The 18,030-nt window shown below is 71.5% G+C and carries 11 protein-coding genes; 2 read left to right on the plus strand and 9 right to left on the minus strand.

What is annotated here, in order from left to right; translation table 11 throughout:
- Positions 1-87: 87 nt before the first annotated feature.
- Positions 88-498 carry a Cu(I)-responsive transcriptional regulator gene (cueR, locus tag CBM2588_RS00785; RefSeq protein WP_115678941.1) on the minus strand — a complete coding sequence of 137 codons (411 nt, stop codon included), beginning with the start codon at positions 496-498 and terminating at the stop codon, positions 88-90.
- On the minus strand, positions 495-3,026 hold the full coding sequence (locus CBM2588_RS00790) for a heavy metal translocating P-type ATPase (protein WP_115678942.1): 2,532 nt from the start codon (positions 3,024-3,026) through the stop codon (positions 495-497). Before CBM2588_RS00790 ends, cueR begins: the two co-directional genes overlap by 4 nt.
- Positions 3,027-3,222: 196 nt before the next feature.
- On the opposite strand from CBM2588_RS00790, the gene CBM2588_RS00795 reads away from it, so the two are divergent.
- Positions 3,223-3,423, plus strand: coding sequence for a heavy-metal-associated domain-containing protein (locus tag CBM2588_RS00795; RefSeq protein WP_115678943.1), 201 nt, complete (start codon positions 3,223-3,225; stop codon positions 3,421-3,423).
- Between the two features lie 66 nt (positions 3,424-3,489).
- Here the strand turns inward: CBM2588_RS00795 and CBM2588_RS00800 are convergent, their stop codons facing one another.
- Together CBM2588_RS00800 and CBM2588_RS00805 are read right to left on the minus strand one after the other, a co-directional pair.
- Positions 3,490-4,212 (minus strand): OmpW/AlkL family protein, encoded by a 723-nt coding sequence (locus CBM2588_RS00800; protein WP_115678944.1) that lies wholly within the window; start codon positions 4,210-4,212, stop codon positions 3,490-3,492.
- Positions 4,213-4,481: 269 nt separating this feature from the next.
- Positions 4,482-6,470, minus strand: a complete 1,989-nt coding sequence (locus tag CBM2588_RS00805) for an alkyl/aryl-sulfatase (RefSeq protein WP_115678945.1) — start codon at positions 6,468-6,470, stop codon at positions 4,482-4,484.
- Positions 6,471-6,654: 184 nt separating this feature from the next.
- Here CBM2588_RS00805 and CBM2588_RS00810 point away from each other — a divergent pair, with 184 nt between their 5' ends.
- Positions 6,655-7,299, plus strand: coding sequence for a TetR/AcrR family transcriptional regulator (locus CBM2588_RS00810; protein WP_115678946.1), 645 nt, complete (start codon positions 6,655-6,657; stop codon positions 7,297-7,299).
- Here CBM2588_RS00810 and CBM2588_RS00815 read toward each other — a convergent pair whose 3' ends face one another.
- The 5 genes from CBM2588_RS00815 to CBM2588_RS00835 form a co-directional block, all read right to left on the minus strand.
- Positions 7,300-8,253 (minus strand): delta(1)-pyrroline-2-carboxylate reductase family protein, encoded by a 954-nt coding sequence (locus CBM2588_RS00815; protein WP_115678947.1) that lies wholly within the window; start codon positions 8,251-8,253, stop codon positions 7,300-7,302. It lies immediately after the preceding gene.
- A gap of 92 nt (positions 8,254-8,345) precedes the next feature.
- Positions 8,346-10,571 carry a penicillin-binding protein 1C gene (gene pbpC, locus CBM2588_RS00820; protein WP_115678948.1) on the minus strand — a complete coding sequence of 742 codons (2,226 nt, stop codon included), beginning with the start codon at positions 10,569-10,571 and terminating at the stop codon, positions 8,346-8,348.
- A complete protein-coding gene (locus CBM2588_RS00825) occupies positions 10,568-11,272 on the minus strand; it encodes a lysoplasmalogenase (protein ID WP_115678949.1) in 705 nt (234 codons plus the stop codon). The genes pbpC and CBM2588_RS00825 overlap by 4 nt, the downstream gene beginning before the upstream one ends.
- On the minus strand, positions 11,269-17,349 hold the full coding sequence (locus CBM2588_RS00830; protein ID WP_115678950.1) for an Ig-like domain-containing alpha-2-macroglobulin family protein: 6,081 nt from the start codon (positions 17,347-17,349) through the stop codon (positions 11,269-11,271). Before CBM2588_RS00830 ends, CBM2588_RS00825 begins: the two co-directional genes overlap by 4 nt.
- Positions 17,350-17,456: 107 nt before the next feature.
- Positions 17,457-17,942 (minus strand): Lrp/AsnC family transcriptional regulator, encoded by a 486-nt coding sequence (locus CBM2588_RS00835; RefSeq protein ID WP_018005022.1) that lies wholly within the window; start codon positions 17,940-17,942, stop codon positions 17,457-17,459.
- Positions 17,943-18,030: the final 88 nt, after the last annotated feature.

Genomic DNA, 18,030 nt, shown 5'->3' on the forward strand with positions numbered 1-18,030 from the left:
TCGTTGTTGTTATGGAGTCCGCTGCGCCGGCGCGTGCCGGCCCTGCCATGGCTACAACCGGGGCTTGAACCCTCGCTTGACCATCGCCTAGCCGTGGCAGGCCGGCACGTCAGGCTGCGCCATGTCGGCCAGGATCGGGCAGTCCGGCCGGTCGTCGCCACTGCAGTGCTGCGCCAGTTCGCGCAGCGTGTCGCGCATCGCCGCCAGTTCGGCGATGCGCTGCTCCAGGTCGGCCACGTGCCGCAGCGTCAGCGCCTTGACGTCGGCGCTGGCGCGGTCGCGGTCGTGCCACAGCGACAGCAGGTTGCGGATCTCGTCGAGCGAAAATCCCAGATTACGGGCCCGCCGCACGAAGCGCAAGGTATGCACCGCGCGTTCGTCATAGCGGCGGTAGCCGCCTTCGGTGCGCGGCGGCGCCGCCACCAGCCCGATCGATTCATAGTGGCGGATCATCTTGGCCGATACGCCCGAGGCCTGTGCCGCTTCGCCGATATTCATTTTTCGACTCCTTGCGCAGCGGCGGACGCCCCCGCGGCGGCGGTGCCGGCCTGGGCATGCCAGCGGCGCAGCAGCAGCGCATTGCCGACCACGCTGACGCTGGAGAACGCCATCGCCGCGCCCGCCACCACCGGATTGAGCATGCCGGCCGCGGCCAGCGGGATCCCCACCACGTTATAGAAAAAGGCCCAGAACAGGTTCTGGCGGATCTTGAGCACGGTGCGGTGCGAGACCGCCAGCGCATCGGCCACCAGCGCCGGGTCGCCACGCATCAGCGTGATGCCGGCGGCGTGCATGGCGACGTCGGTGCCGGTCGACATGGCAATGCCGACATCGGCCGCGGCCAGCGCCGGCGCATCGTTGATGCCGTCGCCCACCATCGCCACCACCGCGCCATCGCGGCCCAGAGCCTGCACCCGCGCCGCCTTGTCTTCGGGCAGGACTTCGGCCTGCACGTCGTCCAGCCCCAGCGCCTGCGCCACGCGCGCCGCGGCGCCGGCGTTGTCGCCGGTCAGCATCACCGTGCGCACGCCGGCGGCGCGCAGCCTGGCGATCGCCGCCGGCGCGCCCGGCTTGATGGCATCGCCGAACGCAACCAGCCCGGCCACGCGCGGCGGCGTGGTCTGCACCAGCCACGACACGGTGCGGCCTTCCGACTGCAGCTGATCCGCGATCGCGGCCAGCGCGCCGGCCGGCGCGCCCAGCGACACGCGCAGGCGCTCGCTGCCCAGTTGCAGGGCCTGGCCGTCGACCACGCCGGCAATGCCGCGGCCCGGCAGGGCCTGCACGCCGCTGGCCGGTGGCACGGCGATGCCGCGCGCCTGCGCCGCGGCCAGCACGGCCCGCGCCAGCGGATGCTCGCTGCCGGCCTGCAGCGCGGCCAGCAGCGCCAGCAACGCGCTGCCGTCGGCGTCGGCAGGATCGGCCGCATGCAGCGCCACCACTTCGGGCTTGCCCACCGTCAGCGTGCCGGTCTTGTCGAACGCCACCACCCCCACCCGGTGCGCCACTTCCAGCGCCTCGGCGTCCTTGATCAGGATGCCGGCGCGCGCGCCGGCGCCGGTGCCGGCCATGATCGCGGTGGGCGTGGCCAGCCCCAGCGCGCACGGGCAGGCGATCACCAGCACCGCCACGGCATTGAGCAGCGCCGCCTCCCAGTCGCCGGCAAGGAGGCCCCAGCCCAGCACGGTCACCAGCGCAATCGCCAGCACCACCGGCACGAACACCGCGCTGACCCGGTCGACCAGGCGCTGGATCGGCGCCTTGGCCGCCTGCGCGTGCTCGACCATGCGGATGATGCGCGCGAGCACGGTCTCGGCGCCCACCGCCACGGTGCGTGCCACCAGCAGGCCTTCGAAATTGATGGCGCCGCCGGTGATGCGGTCGCCGGGCTGCTTCGGCACCGGCAGGCTTTCGCCGGTCAGCATCGATTCGTCGGCATGGCTGGTGCCTTCGACCACCTCGGCGTCCACCGGGATGCGCTCGCCGGGCCGCACCACGATTTCATCGCCGACGGTCACGGCGGACAGCGGCACGCTCTGCTCGAGGCCGCCGCGCCGCACCCGCGCGGTGTCGGGACGCAACGCCGCCAGCGCGCGGATGGCATCGGCGGTCTGGCGCTTGGCACGCGTTTCCAACCACTTGCCCAGGCGCACCAGCGTGATCACCACCGCCGCGCTCTCGAAGTACAGGTGCGGCATGGCATCGGCTGGCGTGCGCCACATCAGCCACAGCGACAACCCATAGGCGGCCGTGGTGCCCAGCGCCACCAGCAGGTCCATATTGCCCGCGCCGGCGCGCACCGCCTTCCATCCCGCCTTGTAGAAGCGCCAGCCGAACACGAACTGCACCGGCGTGGCCAGCAGCCACTGCACCCACGCCGGCAGCATCCAGTGCACGCCGAACCATTCCAGCACCATCGGCGCCACCAGCGGCAACGACAGCGCCGCCGAGATCGCCACCGGCCAGGGGCCATCCCAGAAGGCGGGACGCGTAGCCTGCCCCGGCTGGCCGGGCCGGGCCCCGGCGCCCGCCTGCGCCGCATCCGCCACCGGTGTCGCACCATAGCCGGCGCGCGCGACCGCGACCGCCAGCGCCGCGGCATCGGTGGCGCCGCGCAGCAGCGTCACGCTGGCGCGCTCGGTCGCCAGGTTGACGGTGGCCTCGACCACGCCCGGCACGGCGCGCAGCGCCTTTTCGACCCGCGCCACGCACGAGGCGCAGGTCATGTCGGCGATATGCAGTGCGATCGTGTCGTGGGGCACGGCGTAGCCGGCGTCGGCCACGGCCCGCGCGGCGGCGGGCAGCACCGCGGCGGACGCCGCGCGCAGCGTGGCGGCCTCGGTGGCCAGGTTGACGGCCACGTCGCGCACACCCGGCACCTTGGCCAGGGCCTTTTCGACGCGTCCGACACAGGAGGCGCAGGTCATGCCTTCGACCGGCAGCCGCCACTCCGGCATGGCGTCGGCGGGCGGGTTGAGGTCCGTGCGGACCGGTTGGGAAGCGAGCACAGCGCTGGAATCTGGCATGGTTCTGAGTCATCCACAGTGTCGATGTCAGCATCATGGACCTTACCATGATTGGAAGGTCAAGCCCTGCTGCAGATGCCGCCGGCGCCACCTCAGCAGCAGAAATTTCCCCTTGCGCTTCCCATCGTGGCAAGGTTCAAACTGTGTCTGTCGCGGCCCGATGCCGCGTTTCCATCCCGTTCAGGAGTGTTCCAACATGATCCAGTTCCAGGTAGAAGGCATGACGTGCAACCACTGCGTCGGCGCCATCACGCGCGCGGTGCTCGCCGTCGACCCCGCCGCGCGCGTCAGCGCGGACGTGCCGGCCCAGTCCGTGCGCGTCGACAGTGCCGCCGACGCGCAGGCGTTGCGCGAGGCGATCGAGGACGCCGGCTATCCGGTCAGGTCGGTGGCCTGAGCCGTCGCCTCGCCAGCAAAAAGGGCGCCCCCGGCGCCCTTTTCTTCAGCCTGCCGTATGCCGCGCTCAGAAGCGGTAGCCCACGTTCAGGTACGTCACCACCGGATCGATCTTGATCTTGGTGTGCGACTGGATCGTCACCGGTCCCGCCTGGGTGGTGAACGACGCCCGGGTCGACAGCGGCACGTAGGACACCGACAGCCCGACGAACCACTTCTCGTTGATGGCATAGTTGGCGCCGATATTGAACACCGGATTCCACGACGGCTTGGCGCTCGCGGTCATGCGCGCGCCCGGCGCGAACTCGTGGTTGACGAAGTTCTGGTTGGTAATGGTCTCGTCGGTGAACCAGGTGTAGTTCACGCCGATGCCGACATAGGGTCGGAATTTGGTCTTGGCGTCGAAGAAGTGGTACTTGACCACCAGCGCCGGGCTCCACTGCTTGACCGAGCCGAGCTTGCCGTACTGGGCGTAGTTGCCGGTGCCCTTGACATCATGCTTCGGCGGAATGCCCGCGACGATCTCGCCGGAGATGTTGTCGGTAAAGTAGTGGGTGAAGGCGAGGCCCAGGGTGTCGGCGGCCTCGATTTCCGCGCCGGTATTCGGCCGGGTGATGCCTACCGGGCGGCCGCTGATGCTGTCCACGGTCAGCGGATCGGCGGAGCTGTTCGGCATCACGCGGAACCAGCCCATGCTGACGATATTGCTGCCCGCGGACTGCGCGTGTGCGGCTCCGGTCAGCGCCATCACGGCGCCCGCGGCCAGCATCTTCTTATAGGTCGATTTCATAATCCTCTTACTCCTCTTTCGGTAACTGCCGCGTGCATTATCCGGCGAGCCCGCGCGGGGTTGTTTCATCAATGACACGGATTCGTAGAGGCGGCCCCCTAAAGGAAGGGTTAACCATGAAAAAATGGGGCGGCAGCGGCTCCCCGGACCACCGTCCGCAGCATCCACGCAACGGTTTATGCCACACGCCGGAAAAAGCCCTCACGTGGAAGCGGTTTTAGGCGCGAGGTGCGCAACAGCGGCCGCGCGCCTGGCCTGCGCGCCATCCGTCAGGGCGTGACGATGGCGAAGTTCGGCTCAGCCTTGTCCATCAGCCCCGCCCACGCCGCCAGCGCCTGCGGGTCGCCCTCGACGCGCGCGCGGCCGGCCTGGGTCTCGGCCTGCAGCGTGGCCTGGCCGGCCAGCACGCCCATCAGCACGGCGCGCGGCATGGTCAGTGTGGCCTGCGGCGCAGCATGCTGCGCGTCGGCCTTGTAGCGGAACACGCCGTTTTCGACGGTCAGCGCGAATCGCTTGCCGGTGTCCGGCTGTACCCAGTTCAGCGCCAGCGTCTTGCCGGCGGCGCGGTCGCCGTTCAGGCTGATCGCCAGGTAGTCCAGGAACATGGTGTCGGTCATCGCGCGCAGCACGTCCGGGCTGCCGGCCCGGCGGCCGGTCCGGGGCGGGCCGCTGCGCAGCTCGGCGGCGCCGCTCAGGTAGGCGTTGCGCCAGGTCGACGATTCCGCCTGGTAGCCGAGCTGCTCCAGCGCATCGGCCTCGAGCTGGCGCGCCGCCTGGTTGGACGGTTCGGCAAAGACCACATGCTTGACCACCTCGGCGACCCAGCGGTACTCGCCGCGCGCGTAGGCGGTGCTGGCCTGCTCCAGCACGCGCGCCGCGCCGCCCATGAATTCGACATAGCGCTTGCCCGCCTCTTCCGGCGGCAGCGGGTTCAGGTTGGCCGGGTTGGCGTCATACCAGCCCAGGTAGCGCTGATACACCGCCTTGGCGTTGTGGCTGACGGTGCCGTAGTAGTCGCGCAGGTGCCACTCGCTCGCAAGCGACGGCGGCAGCTTCACGCGCTCGGCAATCTCGGCCGGCACATAGCCCAGGTTGGCCAGCCGCAGCGACTGGTCGTGGATGTACTTGTAGCCGTCGCGCTGCTTGCCCAGGTAGGTGACGATTTCCTGGCGGCCCCAGGTCGGCCAGTGGTGCTGCGCGAACAGCACCTCGGTGCGGGCGCCGAAGCGGTCGATGGTCTCGTCCAGCGCGCGCCACCACTGGTTGGCGTCGCGCACCTGGGCGCCGCGGATGGTGTAGAGGTTGTGCAGGTTGTGGGTGGCGTCCTCGGCCGCGCACAAGGCCTTCCATTGGGGGAAGTACATCAGCATCTCGGCCGGGGCCTCGGTGCCCGGCGCCATCAGGAACTCGATCGGCACGCCGTCGATGGTGCGGGTCTCGCCGGTCTTGTGGATCAGGTCGGTCGGCGGGATCAGCGTCAGCGTGCCATGCGCGACGGCCTTGCCCAGGCCGGCATCGACCTGGCCGGTGGCCGAGCGCGGCAGGTTGATGCCATACATGTACTGCGCGCGCCGGCTCATGGCGGTGCCGGCGAAGACGTTCTCGCTGACGGCTTCCTCCATGAAGCCATCCGGCGCCAGCACCCTGACCCGTCCGGCCTTGACGTCGTCCTCGCTGATGACGCCCTTGACGCCGCCGAAGTGGTCGCCATGGCTGTGGGTGTAGATCACCGCCACCACCGGCTTCTTCGGCCGGTGCCGGAAGTAAAGCTCGAGGCCGGCGCGCGCGGTTTCCGTCGCGGTCAGCGGGTCGATCACGATCAGTCCGGACTCGCCTTCGATGATGGTCATGTTGGCGATATCGAAGCCGCGCACCTGGTAGATGCGGTCCGTGACCTGGAACAGGCCGTGGTGCAGGTTGAGCCGGGCCTGGCGCCACAGGCTGGGATTGACCGTGGCCGGCGCGGTTTCCGGCTTGAGGAAATCGTAGGGGGCCAGCGCCCACACCACATTGCCTTTGGCGTCGCGGATCTCGGTGGTGTCGAGCGTGCCGATAAAGCCGCGGCGCGCCGCGTCGAAGTCGCGCCGGTCCTCGAACGGCAGCTGCTGCAGCACCGCGGCGTTGGCGCGGGCGGTGGCATCGGTGGCGGGCTTGCCGGCGCCGGGCGCGGCGGTGGCGGCAGCGGCGCTCCCGGCAAGGCTGAAGGTGGCGGCGGCCAGCGCGGTGGCGGCGGCGGCAAAGGCGGTCGGATACGGCATCCTGGTCTCCTGGTTCATGCGCCGGGACGCTGTCGTGCGGCCGGCAACACTCACAACATTGTGCTGAACGTTCAGTACAATTCAAGAGTTTGCTGGCAGACCTCGTCTACTGTCAAATAGAGCCCTGCCGCGGATCCCGCCTGCCGTCGCTGGCCGCGCCCCGCCCCACTTGCCGCCCCCACCCATGCCTTCGATCCGCCAGTCCGCCGAACTCGCCGCTCCCACCCCTTCCGCGCCGGTCGCCAAGAACCGCCGCGGGCTGGAAACCCGCGAACGCGTGCTCGCGGTCACGCGCGGTCTGATCAGCGCGCACGGCTATGCCGAGGTGACGCTCGACCAGATTTCCGCCGAGGCCGGCGTCGCCAAGAGCAGCCTGCTCTGGCATTTCGGCAGCAAGGAGATGCTGCTGGCGGAGGCCGCCACCAGCCTGTTCCGGCAGATCGGCGAAGCGCTGGGCGCCGAACCGCACCAGGGCAGGACCGCGGCACGCCGGCTCGAAAACAGCTTCGACCGGGTCGCCGGCTACCTCACCGCCAATCCCGAAGCCAAGGGCGTGGTGCTGGCGCTGCTTTTCTCAGGCAGCGTGCCGGCCAGCGTGCGCGAGGAAATCCGCCGGAGCTGGGACAGCCACGTGCAAGACCTGGTGGCGGCGCTGTCGGCCCCCGGCCGACCGCTGCCTGCGTCGATGGCGCGCCTGATGATCGCCACCATCCACGGCTGCTACTGCCACTGGTATGCCAGCGACCGCAGCGAACCGATCGCCGCCTTCCTGGCGCCGGCGCGCGAACTGTTCGGCGACTGGCTGCGCGAGCGCGACCGCGAGCGTTGATCAGGCGCGGCTGACGAGCACGCACGCGGCCAGGTCCCACAGCGCATAGCCCACGCTCTTGAACACCAGCGGGCTGCCGGTGCGCGCGCGGATTGCGTCGGCCTGGAGGATCGCACTCTCGAACGGCTGCACCTCGGCCCAGTCGATGCCGGCCTGCAGCAGGTCGCCGGCCTCGTCCTCGATGCCGAACAGGGTATCGGCCAGCAAACGGCCATGGTCCGCGGCGGCATGGCAAAGTGCCGGCGGCAGCTCGCACATGTCCGGCCGGAACGCACCGACCGCGGCGATGAAGTGATGGTCGCGCCAGAGCCCGCTGTTCAGGTCCGGCAGCACCGGGCTGCGGCTGGACGTCACCGTGACCACCATCGACACGCGCGGCAACACCGCCGCGACCGATTCGGCCACCTGCGCTTCCGCCCCCAGCGTGCGTGCATGCGCGGCCAGTGCCTCGGCCTTGTCGCGCGTGCGCGAATGCAGCCACAGCCGGCGCACGCCCAGCCCGGCGACGAACGCCTCCAGGTGCGTCAGCGCCTGCACCCCCGCGCCGACGATCAGCAGCTCGCCGTCCGGGCGCGCGGCAAAGCGCTGCGCCGCCAGCAGCGACACCGCCGCGGTGCGCCGCCCCGTCACGGTGGGACCGTCGAGCATGGCGATGCGCGCGCCGGTATGCGCGTCGGCCACCACCACTTCGCCGAGGATGCTGGGCAAGCCGCGCTGCGGGTTGCCGGGATGCACGGTGATGTTCTTGGTCATCACCAGCTCGCGGTTGCGCGCGGGCATCACCAGCAGCGTGCCCGCGCCCTGCTGCGCATCGCCGACCGGCAGCGCGATGCGCGGCGGCGCCATGGCGCTGCCGTCGCGCAGCTCGGCCAGCATGTCGGCGATGGCTTGCGCCAGTTCGGGATACGGCAGGCGCGCCGCGGTGGCGGCGGCATCGAGGGCAACGAGGGACATGCGCGGGCTCCTGCGGGATATGACGAAGCGCCATTATTGCCCACGGCCAGCGGCGTTGGCCGCGGCGCGGTCCGATCCCTCCGATATGGGCCTCAGCGCCGGGCCGCGGGCGCGGGCGCGCGCACCGAAGCGCCGCGCACTTCGATGCCGATGCGGTCCACCACCTTGCCGGCGGCATCGAGCAGCTCCACCTGGTGCCGGCCCGGCCAGGGCAGCCACGCCACCTCGCCGCCGCGCCCGAGCGGCTTGCCGTCCATGCGCCAGCTGACCGCGCGCGCCGATTGGCCGGCCACGCCCTGCGCATGGAACCACACCCGCTGCGCGGCCGGCGGCATGTCGGGATCGAGCGCGAACACGGTGCCGTCGGCCGGCGTGGCGATCATGGGCGCGCCCGGTCGCGCGGCGGGCGCCGCCACGCTGACGTGCCGGACCGCGGTGCCCGCCAGGAATACTTCATCGCGCGCGGGCTCCAGCCCGTCGTCGAAGCGCAGCGCCACGCGCTCCACGCCGGCAGGCATGGCCGGCGCCTGGCTTGGTTGCGCGCGGTGCAGGACTTCCATCACGTCGTGCCACACCGGGGCCGCGCCCGACACCCCCGACACGTCGCGCATGCTGGCACCGCTGGCGTTGCCGACCCACACGCCCACGGTGTAGTGCTGCGACCAGCCGATGCACCAGTTGTCGCGCATGTCCTTGCTGGTGCCGGTCTTGACCGCGGTCCAGAAGCGCGTGGTGAGCGGGCTGTCGAGGCCGAAGGTGCGGGCGCGGGCGTGGCGGTCGGACAGGATGTCGGCGATCACGTAGCTGGCGCCCGGCTGCATCACGGCCTTTGCCGGCACGGCCGGCGACCCTTGCCGCAACCGGGGCGGCGCGTAGCTGCCGCCATTGGCGAGCGCGCGGTAGGCATTGGTCAGCGCCAGCAGCGACACATCCGCACTGCCCAGCGCCAGGCTGTAGCCGTAGTAGTCGCCCGCCTCGGTCAGCGGCAGCCCCAGCGCCACCAGGCGCTTGTGGAAGCGGTGCGGGGTCACCATCACCAGCGTGCGCACCGCCGGCACGTTCAGCGATGCGGCCAGCGACGCGCGCAGGCTGACCCAGCCGGCATAGCGGTGGTCGTAGTTCTGCGGCACGTAGAGCCCGCCGCCGACCGGCAGGTTCACCGGCCGGTCATCGAGCAGCGAGGCCGCGGTCAGCCGCTTCTCTTCGAGCGCCTGCTCGTACAGGAACGGCTTGAGCGTCGATCCCGCCTGGCGCAGCGCCGCCGCGTGGTCCACCTGCGCGGCGCCGGACAGCGTGCCGGACGAGCCCACGTAGGCCAGCACGTCGCCGCTGGCGTTGTCGATCACCACCACCGCGCCGTCCTCGACATTGCGTCCGGCCAGTTCGCGCAGGTGGCGGTCCAGGCTGGCCATGGCAGCGCGCTGCAGGCGGGCGTCGAGCGTCGACGCGATGCGCGCCGGCATGGCGGCGCCGGCCGGCAGCCGCGCGCGCGTCTCGCCGACCAGGTGCCGCGACAGGTGCGGCGCCAGCTGCCGGAACCCCGCCGCTGGCGCGCCCGCCGCGGCGCGCTGCGCCACCGGGCCGGTGCGCAGCAGCGCCAGTTGCGCAAAGCCTTCCAGGCCGTCGCACTCGCGCGGCAGGCGCATCTCGCGCAGGATGCCGCAGGCGCGGCTGGCCACCTGCGCGGCGCGCGCATTGGGCGCGCGCACCAGCGCCACCGCCAGCGCCGATTCGCGCGCATCGAGCCCCTCCGGGAATTTGCCGAACAGCACCTGCGACATCGCCGACAGGCCCACCAGTTCGCCGCGGAACGGCACCAGGTTCAGGTAAGCCTCGAGGATCTGGTCCTTGCTCCAGCTGCGTTCCAGCACCGCGGCACCGGCGGCCTGCCCGAGCTTCTGCGTCAGGCTGCGCCCCTGCCCCGGCGCGCCCGGCCGGCGCAGGTCCTCGTCGAGCAGTCCGGCCAGCTGCATCGTCAGCGTGGAAGCCCCGCGCGTGCGCGTGTTCCACAGGTTGGCCCAGGCCGCAGCGGCCACGCCGTGCCAGTCGACGCCGCTGTGCGCATAGAAGCGCCGGTCCTCCGACAGCACGATGGCCGTGCGCAGCGCGGGCGAGGTCTCGGCCAGCGCCACCCAGTCGCCGCGGCGGGCGCGGAAGTCGTCGCGCACACGGCCCACCGGCTCGCCGTCGCGGTCCAGCACCACCACGTCGGCGCTGCGCCAGTCGGCGCGCACCTGCGCGAAGGTGGGCAAGGCCGCGGCCGGCGCCGGCCAGGCCAGCGCCGTCGCCATCGCAACCAGGGCCAGGCGCCGCGTCATGGCTGCGTGCGTCCCGATGCCAGCCCGGCCACCAGCAGCACCTGCGCCGCGGCGTAGGTCCACCAGATGCCGAGCTGGAACGATTCGAACGGCACCAGGAAGCGCGCGATGCCGATCATCAGGTCCGACGCGGCAAAGCACAGCGCGCCCAGCGCCGCCAGCGGCGTGGGCAGGCGCGCCACCAGCGCGCTGCACACCATCGCGGCCAGCACGCCCACGTACAGTGTCACCGGCACGGCGAGCGTGCCGAGGTTGGGCCAGAAGCGGCCCAGCATGGTGCCCGCCACGCCGAGCATGGCGCCGCAGGCAATCAGCCGGTGCGGGCGGGTGTCGCCCGCCAGCGGCACCAGCAGGCGCAGGTAGGCCAGGTGCGCCAGCAGGAAGGCGCCGAGCCCGCCGACGAACGAAAACGACAGCGTCGGCAGCGCCAGCAGGAAATCGCCCAGCGCCGAGCACAGCAGCGCCGTGACCAGCCAGCGGCGCTCGCCGGGCACGCGATGGAACCACGCGGCGCGCGCCAGCAGCACCGCCATCGCCGTCTTCCATGCCGGCTGCATGGCGATATGCCCGGTCAGCGGCGCGCCGTCGGGCAGGTCCAGCGCCACCTGCACCAGCAGCGCGCCGTAGATGAGGCCAGCCATTGCGCCCGCGAGCCACCACTCGCGCACGCGCGCCGGCATCATCGCGGAAAGCCAGCTCATGGGCGCGCCCCGACCGCCAGCCGCGCATTGGGCGCCACGCCGAACACGTCCGGCGCGTACATCGCTTCGACCCGCGTGGGCGGCAGCGCGAAGTCGCCGGCGTTGTTCAGCCGCACCGTGTATTCGACCGAGACCTTGCCCTTGGGCAGGTAGCCGAAGTACTCGCGGTAGGCCTGCGGCGTGCGTTCGACATAGGCCGGCCAGGCCGCGCCCTGGCGCCGCTCGCCGCGCGTGGCGATGGCCGAGTCGCGGCCCAGGCCGCTGCCGAGGATGGTGGCGCCGGCGGGTACCGGATCGCTGACCACCACCCAGGTCATGTCGGCCTGCGCATCGATCTCCAGCTTGACGCGATAGACGTCGCCGCGCGACCACTTGCCCGGCACCGCCTGCTCCTGCGCCGTCACGGTGCGCTGGATGCGGTAGCCCGCGGCCAGCGGCGCGGTCACAGGCACCGCGGCCATGGCGCGCACCGTGGCCCAAGGCTGGCCGGCGCCGGCCTGTTCCACCTGCAGCGTGCCGCCCTCGGCACCAGCCGGCCACGGCAGCTCGACGCTGCCCTGCGCCACGCCGTCGCTACGCTGTGCGCGCGCCCAATCGACACTGCCGAAACTGCGCGCGGCGTCGCCGGCATGGCTGATGCTGGCGCGCGTGGTGCCGGCCACCGGGGTCTTCTCGAACGCCTGCGCAAAGCGCGTCACCGCCAGCATGCCCCAGGCATTGGCGGTGGTGGTGCCCCAGGCGCCATGCACCTGGCGTCCCAGCAGCCCGGTGGCCAGTTGCGGCGCGTCGTCCTTCCAGCCCGGCAGTTCCGACGCCAGCGCCAGCAGGCGCGCGGCGTTGACGTCGCCGCCGGCCATCATCCACCACCAGTTGTCGTTGCGCTCGGTGGAGAACGCCAGGCGCGTGCCCTGCACCGTCAGGCGCGAGCGCAGCAGCTGCTGCGCCTCGGCCAGGCGCTGCTCGCGCTGCGGGATGTCCTGCACGCGCGTCAGCAGCAGGGTCCAGTCCAGCAGCGCGGAGGTCGGCCATTGCGCCGGCAGGATCTGGATCGATCCGAGCATGCGCGCCTGCGCGTGGCCGGTGCGCGACAGCGCCTCGAGCGCGGCCAGCTTGCGCACCTCCAGGTACTGCGTGCCGCCTGCCGGCGACCAGCTGTCGCGGCGGATGCGGCCCTCGACGAAGTCGGCCAGGCCGCGCTCCATCTGCGCGCGCTGCGCGTCGGGAATGCGCAGCGCCTGCCCGGCGCGCGCGGCCTCGTCGGTCACCGCCAGCAGGTAGGCGGTCAGCACTTCGCTGCCGTAGTCGCTGTCGCTGTTCAGCGGGAAGTACGAGGCCAGGCCGTTGGCATCGAGGTAGGACGGCAGCTGCGCCATCAGCGCCTCCCAGGCGGCGCCGTCGTTCAGGCCGATGGCTTTCGAGGCGCGCTGCTCCAGGCAGGTGAACGGGTAGTTGCGGAACCACTCGCGCACGCCCGGCATGCCGCCCGCCAGCGACGACTGGAAGTTGACCTGCACCCCGCCGCGCACCTTGCCGGCCGGGTCGGCCAGCGCGCCCGGCGGCGCCTTGACCGGGATCGACAGCGACGGCGCCACCTGTGCCAGCGTGGCCTGCTGCACCGTGACCGGCACCGCCGGCACGATCTGCTGCGACACCTTGATGCGGTCGGAAGCGCCTCCGGCGCCTTGCTCGCTGGCCTGCACTTCCCACATCACGGTGCCGCTGCGCGCGTAGGCCAGCAGCGCGGGCGCGGTCACGTCCCAGCCGATCTCGCGCGCTTCGCCCGCGGGAATCTGCACGGTCTGCGCGGGCAGGCCGGCTTCATTGCCGAGCAGGGTGCCGCGCGCGCTGGCCTGCACCGTCATCGCACGCCTGGTGGTATTGCGCAGCGTGAACATGGCGCGGTAGCGGTCGTCCTCGCGCACCAGCGGCGGCAGGCCGGAGATCACCTGCAGGTCCTGCGTGGCGGCGATGGTGGCGCTGCCGGTGCCGAAGCGGCCCAGGCCCAGGTCCGCCACCGCGACGATGCGGAAGCTGGTGAGCGAATCGTTGAGCGGCACCTCGACGCTGGCCCGGCCCTCGGCATCGAGCTGCACGCGCGGGTTCCACACCAGCAGCGTGTCGAACAGCTCGCGCGTCGGGCTCTTGCCCCCGCCGCCGCCGGCCGGCACCGCCTTGCGACCATAGTGGCGGCGCCCGATGATCTCCATCTGCGCGGTCGAGGTTTCCACGCCGTAGCCGCGCCGCTGCAGCATCGCGTCGAGCAGGTCCCAGCTGGTGTTGGGCATCAGTTCCAGCAGCGCCTGGTCCACCGCGGCGAGCGCCACTTCGCCGTTGGCGGCGGGCTTGCCGTCGGGCAGCCTGACCTGGATCGCCACGCGCGCCTTGCCGCGCACCGGGTAGCTGGTCTTGTCCGGGGTCACCGCGACGTCGAGCCGGTGGCCGGCATTGCCGACGCGGATCTCGGCCAGCCCCAGCCGGAAGGCCGGCTTGGACAGGTCGACCAGCGCGGTCGGCGCCGCATACTCGCGCCCTTCGCTGCGGAACGCGCGCCACCACTCGCCCGGCTGGCGCCAGCCCCAGGTGAAGAACGAATACCACGGCACTTCGTGCAGGCGCCCGCGCAACGCCAGCACCGAGACGTAGACGTTGGGCCCCCACTCCGGCTTCACCTGCACGCGCACGGTCGGATCGCTGCCGTGCAGTTCCACCACCTGGGTCTGGTAGATGCCTTCGCGCTCCACCGCCACCAGCGCGGTGGCGTGGCGGAACGGCATGCGCACCTGGAACACCGCGGTGTCGCCCGGCGCGTAGGACTTCTTCTCCGGCAGCAGGTCGATGCGGTCATGGTTCTCGCCGCCGAACCAGAGCTCGCCCTGGCGCGTGACCCACACCGTGGTGGCGGCCTGCGCGGTGCGGCCATCCTTGTCGCGCGCGTTCGCCACCAGTTCGATCTGGCCGGCCTGCTCCAGCGTCACCTCGCAGCGCGCGCGGCCCTGCGCATCGGTGCGGGTTTCGCACACGGTGCCAAGGTCGCGCGTCTCGGTGCGGTTGTCGTAGCGGTAGAAGCCGCCCACCACGCGCTTGCGCGCCGAGGTGGTGATGCGGGCGCGCGCGTTGATCTTGACCGGCGCGTCCGCCACCGGTTTGCCGTTGACGTCCAGCACCACGCCATGCACCGCCAGCTTCTGCTTCACCGACACCCAGGCGTCGGTGCGGATACCGGCCACCACCGCCGCCGGCCATACCGGCACGCTCTGGCGCAGCGTCTGGATCTCGCCGTTGGGATCGGCAAAGCCGGCCTCGAGCACCAGGTCACGCGGCGCGTCGGTCTTGGGCAGCTTGCGCAGCGTCACGCTGCCATTGCCGTTCTTGTCCAGCGTCAGCGGCAGCTTGTCGGCGACCAGCTGCTGACCGTCGGCACTGGCGTCGCCTTGCTGGTCTTCGTCCATCTCCTCGTCGCCGCCGCTCTCGCGCTGCGCGCGCGGCGGCGTGAACGAGAACTCGTCGTAGCCGGGGAAGCTCACGTACTTGTCGCGCAGCAGCGCGGACACGCGCACCGGCAGCCCGGCCGCGCCGCCGCCGGACAGATAGTGGATCTCGACCCCGACCGGCAGTTCGGCCGGCGCCACCACCGGGCCGGCCTTGCCCGCTACCTGTAGCGTGCCGGCAAGCACCGGCAGGCGGAAGGCCTCGACCCGGAAGCTGCCGCTGGTGTAGCTGCGGGCGCCGCCGTCGTCGTGCGCGCCCTCGCCTTTCTGCGTCTCCAGCACGACCGTATAGACCCCGAGCTTGGCCGCCGCGGGCACCTGGAAGGTGCTTTCCGCGCTGCGCCCGCCGGTCGCGGTCTGGCGCCATTGCAGCGGCAGTTCGTAGCTCTGGCCGCTGCCTTCATGGCGGATGGTCACGCGCGTGGGCAGCGGACGGCTCGCCGGCGGCAAGGCAAAGCCCTGCGCGGTCTCGGCGCGGATCAGGTGCTTCATCGACACGGTTTCGCCGGCGCGCAGCAGGGTGCGGTCGAAGATGGTGTGGGCGCGCACGGTGGGCGTGGCGCTGGTATCGGTCGGCACGTTGAAGCGCCAGCTCTCGATGCCGCGGTTCCAGTCCGACATAACGAAGGCCATGTCGGCCTTGCCGCGTGCCTGCGGGTGCGTCGCGGCGATGCGGGCGGAAACGAAATAGCCCGACAGCCCGTTCTGGTCGCAGGCGCTCTCCGGCGCCGCGGCGAGCCTGGCAAAGCGCGCCACGCCGCTGGCATCGGTACGGCCTTCGCCCAGCAGGCGCCCGCTGCAGTCGCGCACCGCCACCGCGGCGTCGCGCACCGGCTTGCTGTCATCCAGCGTGGTGACCCAGGCCACCCCGCTGCGGCTGCCGTCGTCCTCGTTGCCGGTACTGCGGCCCAGCTTGAAATGCACGCCCAGATTGGTGACCAGCGCCGCGGTGCGCACGTACATCGGCGCGCGCTTGCCCAGCAGCGCCTCGCCCAGCATCGGCGAGGCGATCTCGACCACATGGAAGCCGGGCTCCGGCAACGGGATGCCGACCACCTCGAACGGCCGCGGTGCATCGCCCGACGGCTTCGGCACCGCCAGCTTCTGCACGCCGGAGGCCCGCTCGAGCAGCGACACCGAGCGGGTTTCGATCGACACCGCGTTGCGCGGATTGTTGACGCGGTACGGCGAGCGGCCCGCCAGCACGGCGTCGAGCTCGCCGCGCGTATAGCTGGCCTCGTGCAGGCGGCGCACCAGGCCCAGCCACTGCATCACGGCGGCGTCGTCGTCGACGCGCAGCTTCATTACGGTACCGGCCCGGGCCTGCACGCCGCGCACGGCAAGGTCGGCTTCGACATTGCGCAGCGTCACCGGCAGCAGCGGCGGGTAGTCCTGCGCGGACTTGCCGCGCGGCAGCTCGCCGAAGCGCTCCACCACGCCGAACGGCGCCGCGGCAAACTTGGCCAGCGGCGGCATCGAGGCCGTGGCCACCTTGAGCGGGAACAGGTCCGCATTGGCCAGCGCGCGGCCGCTGTCGTCCTGCAGCTTGCGCGGCACTTCGATGGTGAACTGCGCCTTCTCGGCGAACGGCGCGGCAAAGGTGAGTGCGCTGACGCTGGCGTCGGGGGCCAGGTCGGGGTCGAACTGCGGCGCGCGCGGGCCCGACGGCGTCTTCAGCACCACGCTCTCGGCCAGCTTGCGCGGCACCGGCGCGGAGAACGTCACCGACATCGGCCGCAGCGGCGTGCAAGGTGACTGCGCGTGTTCGCGCTCGCAGCTGAAGCTGGCGGTAAACGGCTCGCGCACGGTGTAGTCGAAGCGGCGTTCCTCGCGCGTGGCAACGCCCGACGGCGTGGCAATGCCCGCGCCCAGCACCAGCTGCACCCGCGCCGCGGCCGGCAACCGCTGCTGGCAGGCGAGCAGGTGCACCGCATCGGGCACCGGCTTGGCCAGGCGATCCCAGCGGATGGCCTCGAGCACGGCCTCGCGCTCCTTGCCGGACAGCAGCCGCACCGGAATGCGCTCGCCCAGCCCCTGCGCCTGGCACCAGGCGTGCTCGCGCACCGAGGCCGCGGTGGCGGCGCCGTTGAAGCGCAGCGCGAAGACCTGGTCTTCCTCGATCTCGCCGCCGGAAGGCCGGCTCGAGACCACGGTCGGGCCGCCGGTCTCGAAGCGGTATTCGGCCTTGCCGGCATAGGCATTGCCGGCCTCGCTGCGCAGGCCGGCGCGCATGCGCACGGTGCAGCGCACCCCTGGCGGCAGGTCGCTGGCGAAGTCGTAAACCCAGTTTCTGGCGTCGATCCAGCGGGCCTGGCCGCTGGTGCTGGCGCCGGTACAGGAAACCGCCGCGGGTGCCGTGGTCTGGACATCGCCCATCGGCACCATGGCTTCGTCGAAGCGGATCGCAACCTGGCGCACCTGCCCCACCGTGCCTTCCGGCGAGAACCGGCTCACCTGCGCGGCCAGCGCGCCGCCGGCCAGGCTGGTCAGCGCGGCCACCAGGGCCACCGCCGCGGATGCCCGCGCCAGGTGCGATTGCCGTAGCGAACTGCCAAAACCCCGATCGGCTCGGGCGACGATTCCCTTCATCCTGCCATCCTCCGTTCCCGCCACGTTTGCGGCACCCGGCGAGGGTGACACGCACGCCACAAGAGCGCAAGGCCGCCGCGCACCGGCCAGGCGCTGCGGCAAGCGTTTCAGCGCAGGTGCGACAGCGGCAGCGGCCCCTCGCACTTGATCGCGGTCAGCACGATGTTCGAACGCACGCTTTCCACGCCGGGCACGCGCATCAGCCGCTTCATGGTGAATTCGGCCAGCGTGGGCAGGTCCGGCACCACCACGCGGATCAGGTAGTCGGCCTCGCCGGCGACGGAATAGCACTCCTGCACCTCTTCCAGCAGCAGGATTTCTTCGCGGAAGCGCTCGATGATGGTGTCGCCGTGATGCGCCAGCTTGACGCTGACAAAGACCACCACGCCCAAACCAAGCGCCTGCGACGACAGGCTGACGCGGTACCCGGTGATGACCCCGTCGGCTTCCAGCCGCGCCAGCCGGCGCCCGACCTGGCTGGGCGACAGGTGCACGCGCTCGGCCAGCTGCTGGTGCGTGGTGCGGCCGTCGGCCTGCAGCGCGCTCAGCAGGGCGAGGTCATACGCATCGAGGGAAACACTATGGGCCGCCATACACAAATCCCGCATATCTCAATCCATGAATGCGCATTATATGCATGATCCATCGAAATCGAGCGGACTATGCGGACAGATTGCGGCT

The organism is Cupriavidus taiwanensis (assembly GCF_900250075.1).
Taxonomy (GTDB): Bacteria; Pseudomonadota; Gammaproteobacteria; order Burkholderiales; family Burkholderiaceae; genus Cupriavidus; species Cupriavidus taiwanensis_C.

Excerpts from the sequence above, each read along its gene's own strand:
- pbpC (WP_115678948.1), bottom strand. The coding sequence starts at position 10,571 with ATGACGCGGCGCCTGGCCCTGGTTGCGATGGCGACGGCGCTGGCCTGG.
- CBM2588_RS00805 (WP_115678945.1), bottom strand. The coding sequence starts at position 6,470 with ATGCCGTATCCGACCGCCTTTGCCGCCGCCGCCACCGCGCTGGCCGCC.
- CBM2588_RS00795 (WP_115678943.1), top strand. The coding sequence starts at position 3,223 with ATGATCCAGTTCCAGGTAGAAGGCATGACGTGCAACCACTGCGTCGGC.
- CBM2588_RS00810 (WP_115678946.1), top strand. The coding sequence starts at position 6,655 with ATGCCTTCGATCCGCCAGTCCGCCGAACTCGCCGCTCCCACCCCTTCC.
- CBM2588_RS00835 (WP_018005022.1), bottom strand. The coding sequence starts at position 17,942 with ATGGCGGCCCATAGTGTTTCCCTCGATGCGTATGACCTCGCCCTGCTG.
- CBM2588_RS00800 (WP_115678944.1), bottom strand. The coding sequence starts at position 4,212 with ATGAAATCGACCTATAAGAAGATGCTGGCCGCGGGCGCCGTGATGGCG.
- CBM2588_RS00825 (WP_115678949.1), bottom strand. The coding sequence starts at position 11,272 with ATGAGCTGGCTTTCCGCGATGATGCCGGCGCGCGTGCGCGAGTGGTGG.
- CBM2588_RS00815 (WP_115678947.1), bottom strand. The coding sequence starts at position 8,253 with ATGTCCCTCGTTGCCCTCGATGCCGCCGCCACCGCGGCGCGCCTGCCG.
- cueR (WP_115678941.1), bottom strand. The coding sequence starts at position 498 with ATGAATATCGGCGAAGCGGCACAGGCCTCGGGCGTATCGGCCAAGATG.
- CBM2588_RS00790 (WP_115678942.1), bottom strand. The coding sequence starts at position 3,026 with ATGCCAGATTCCAGCGCTGTGCTCGCTTCCCAACCGGTCCGCACGGAC.
- CBM2588_RS00830 (WP_115678950.1), bottom strand. The coding sequence starts at position 17,349 with ATGAAGGGAATCGTCGCCCGAGCCGATCGGGGTTTTGGCAGTTCGCTA.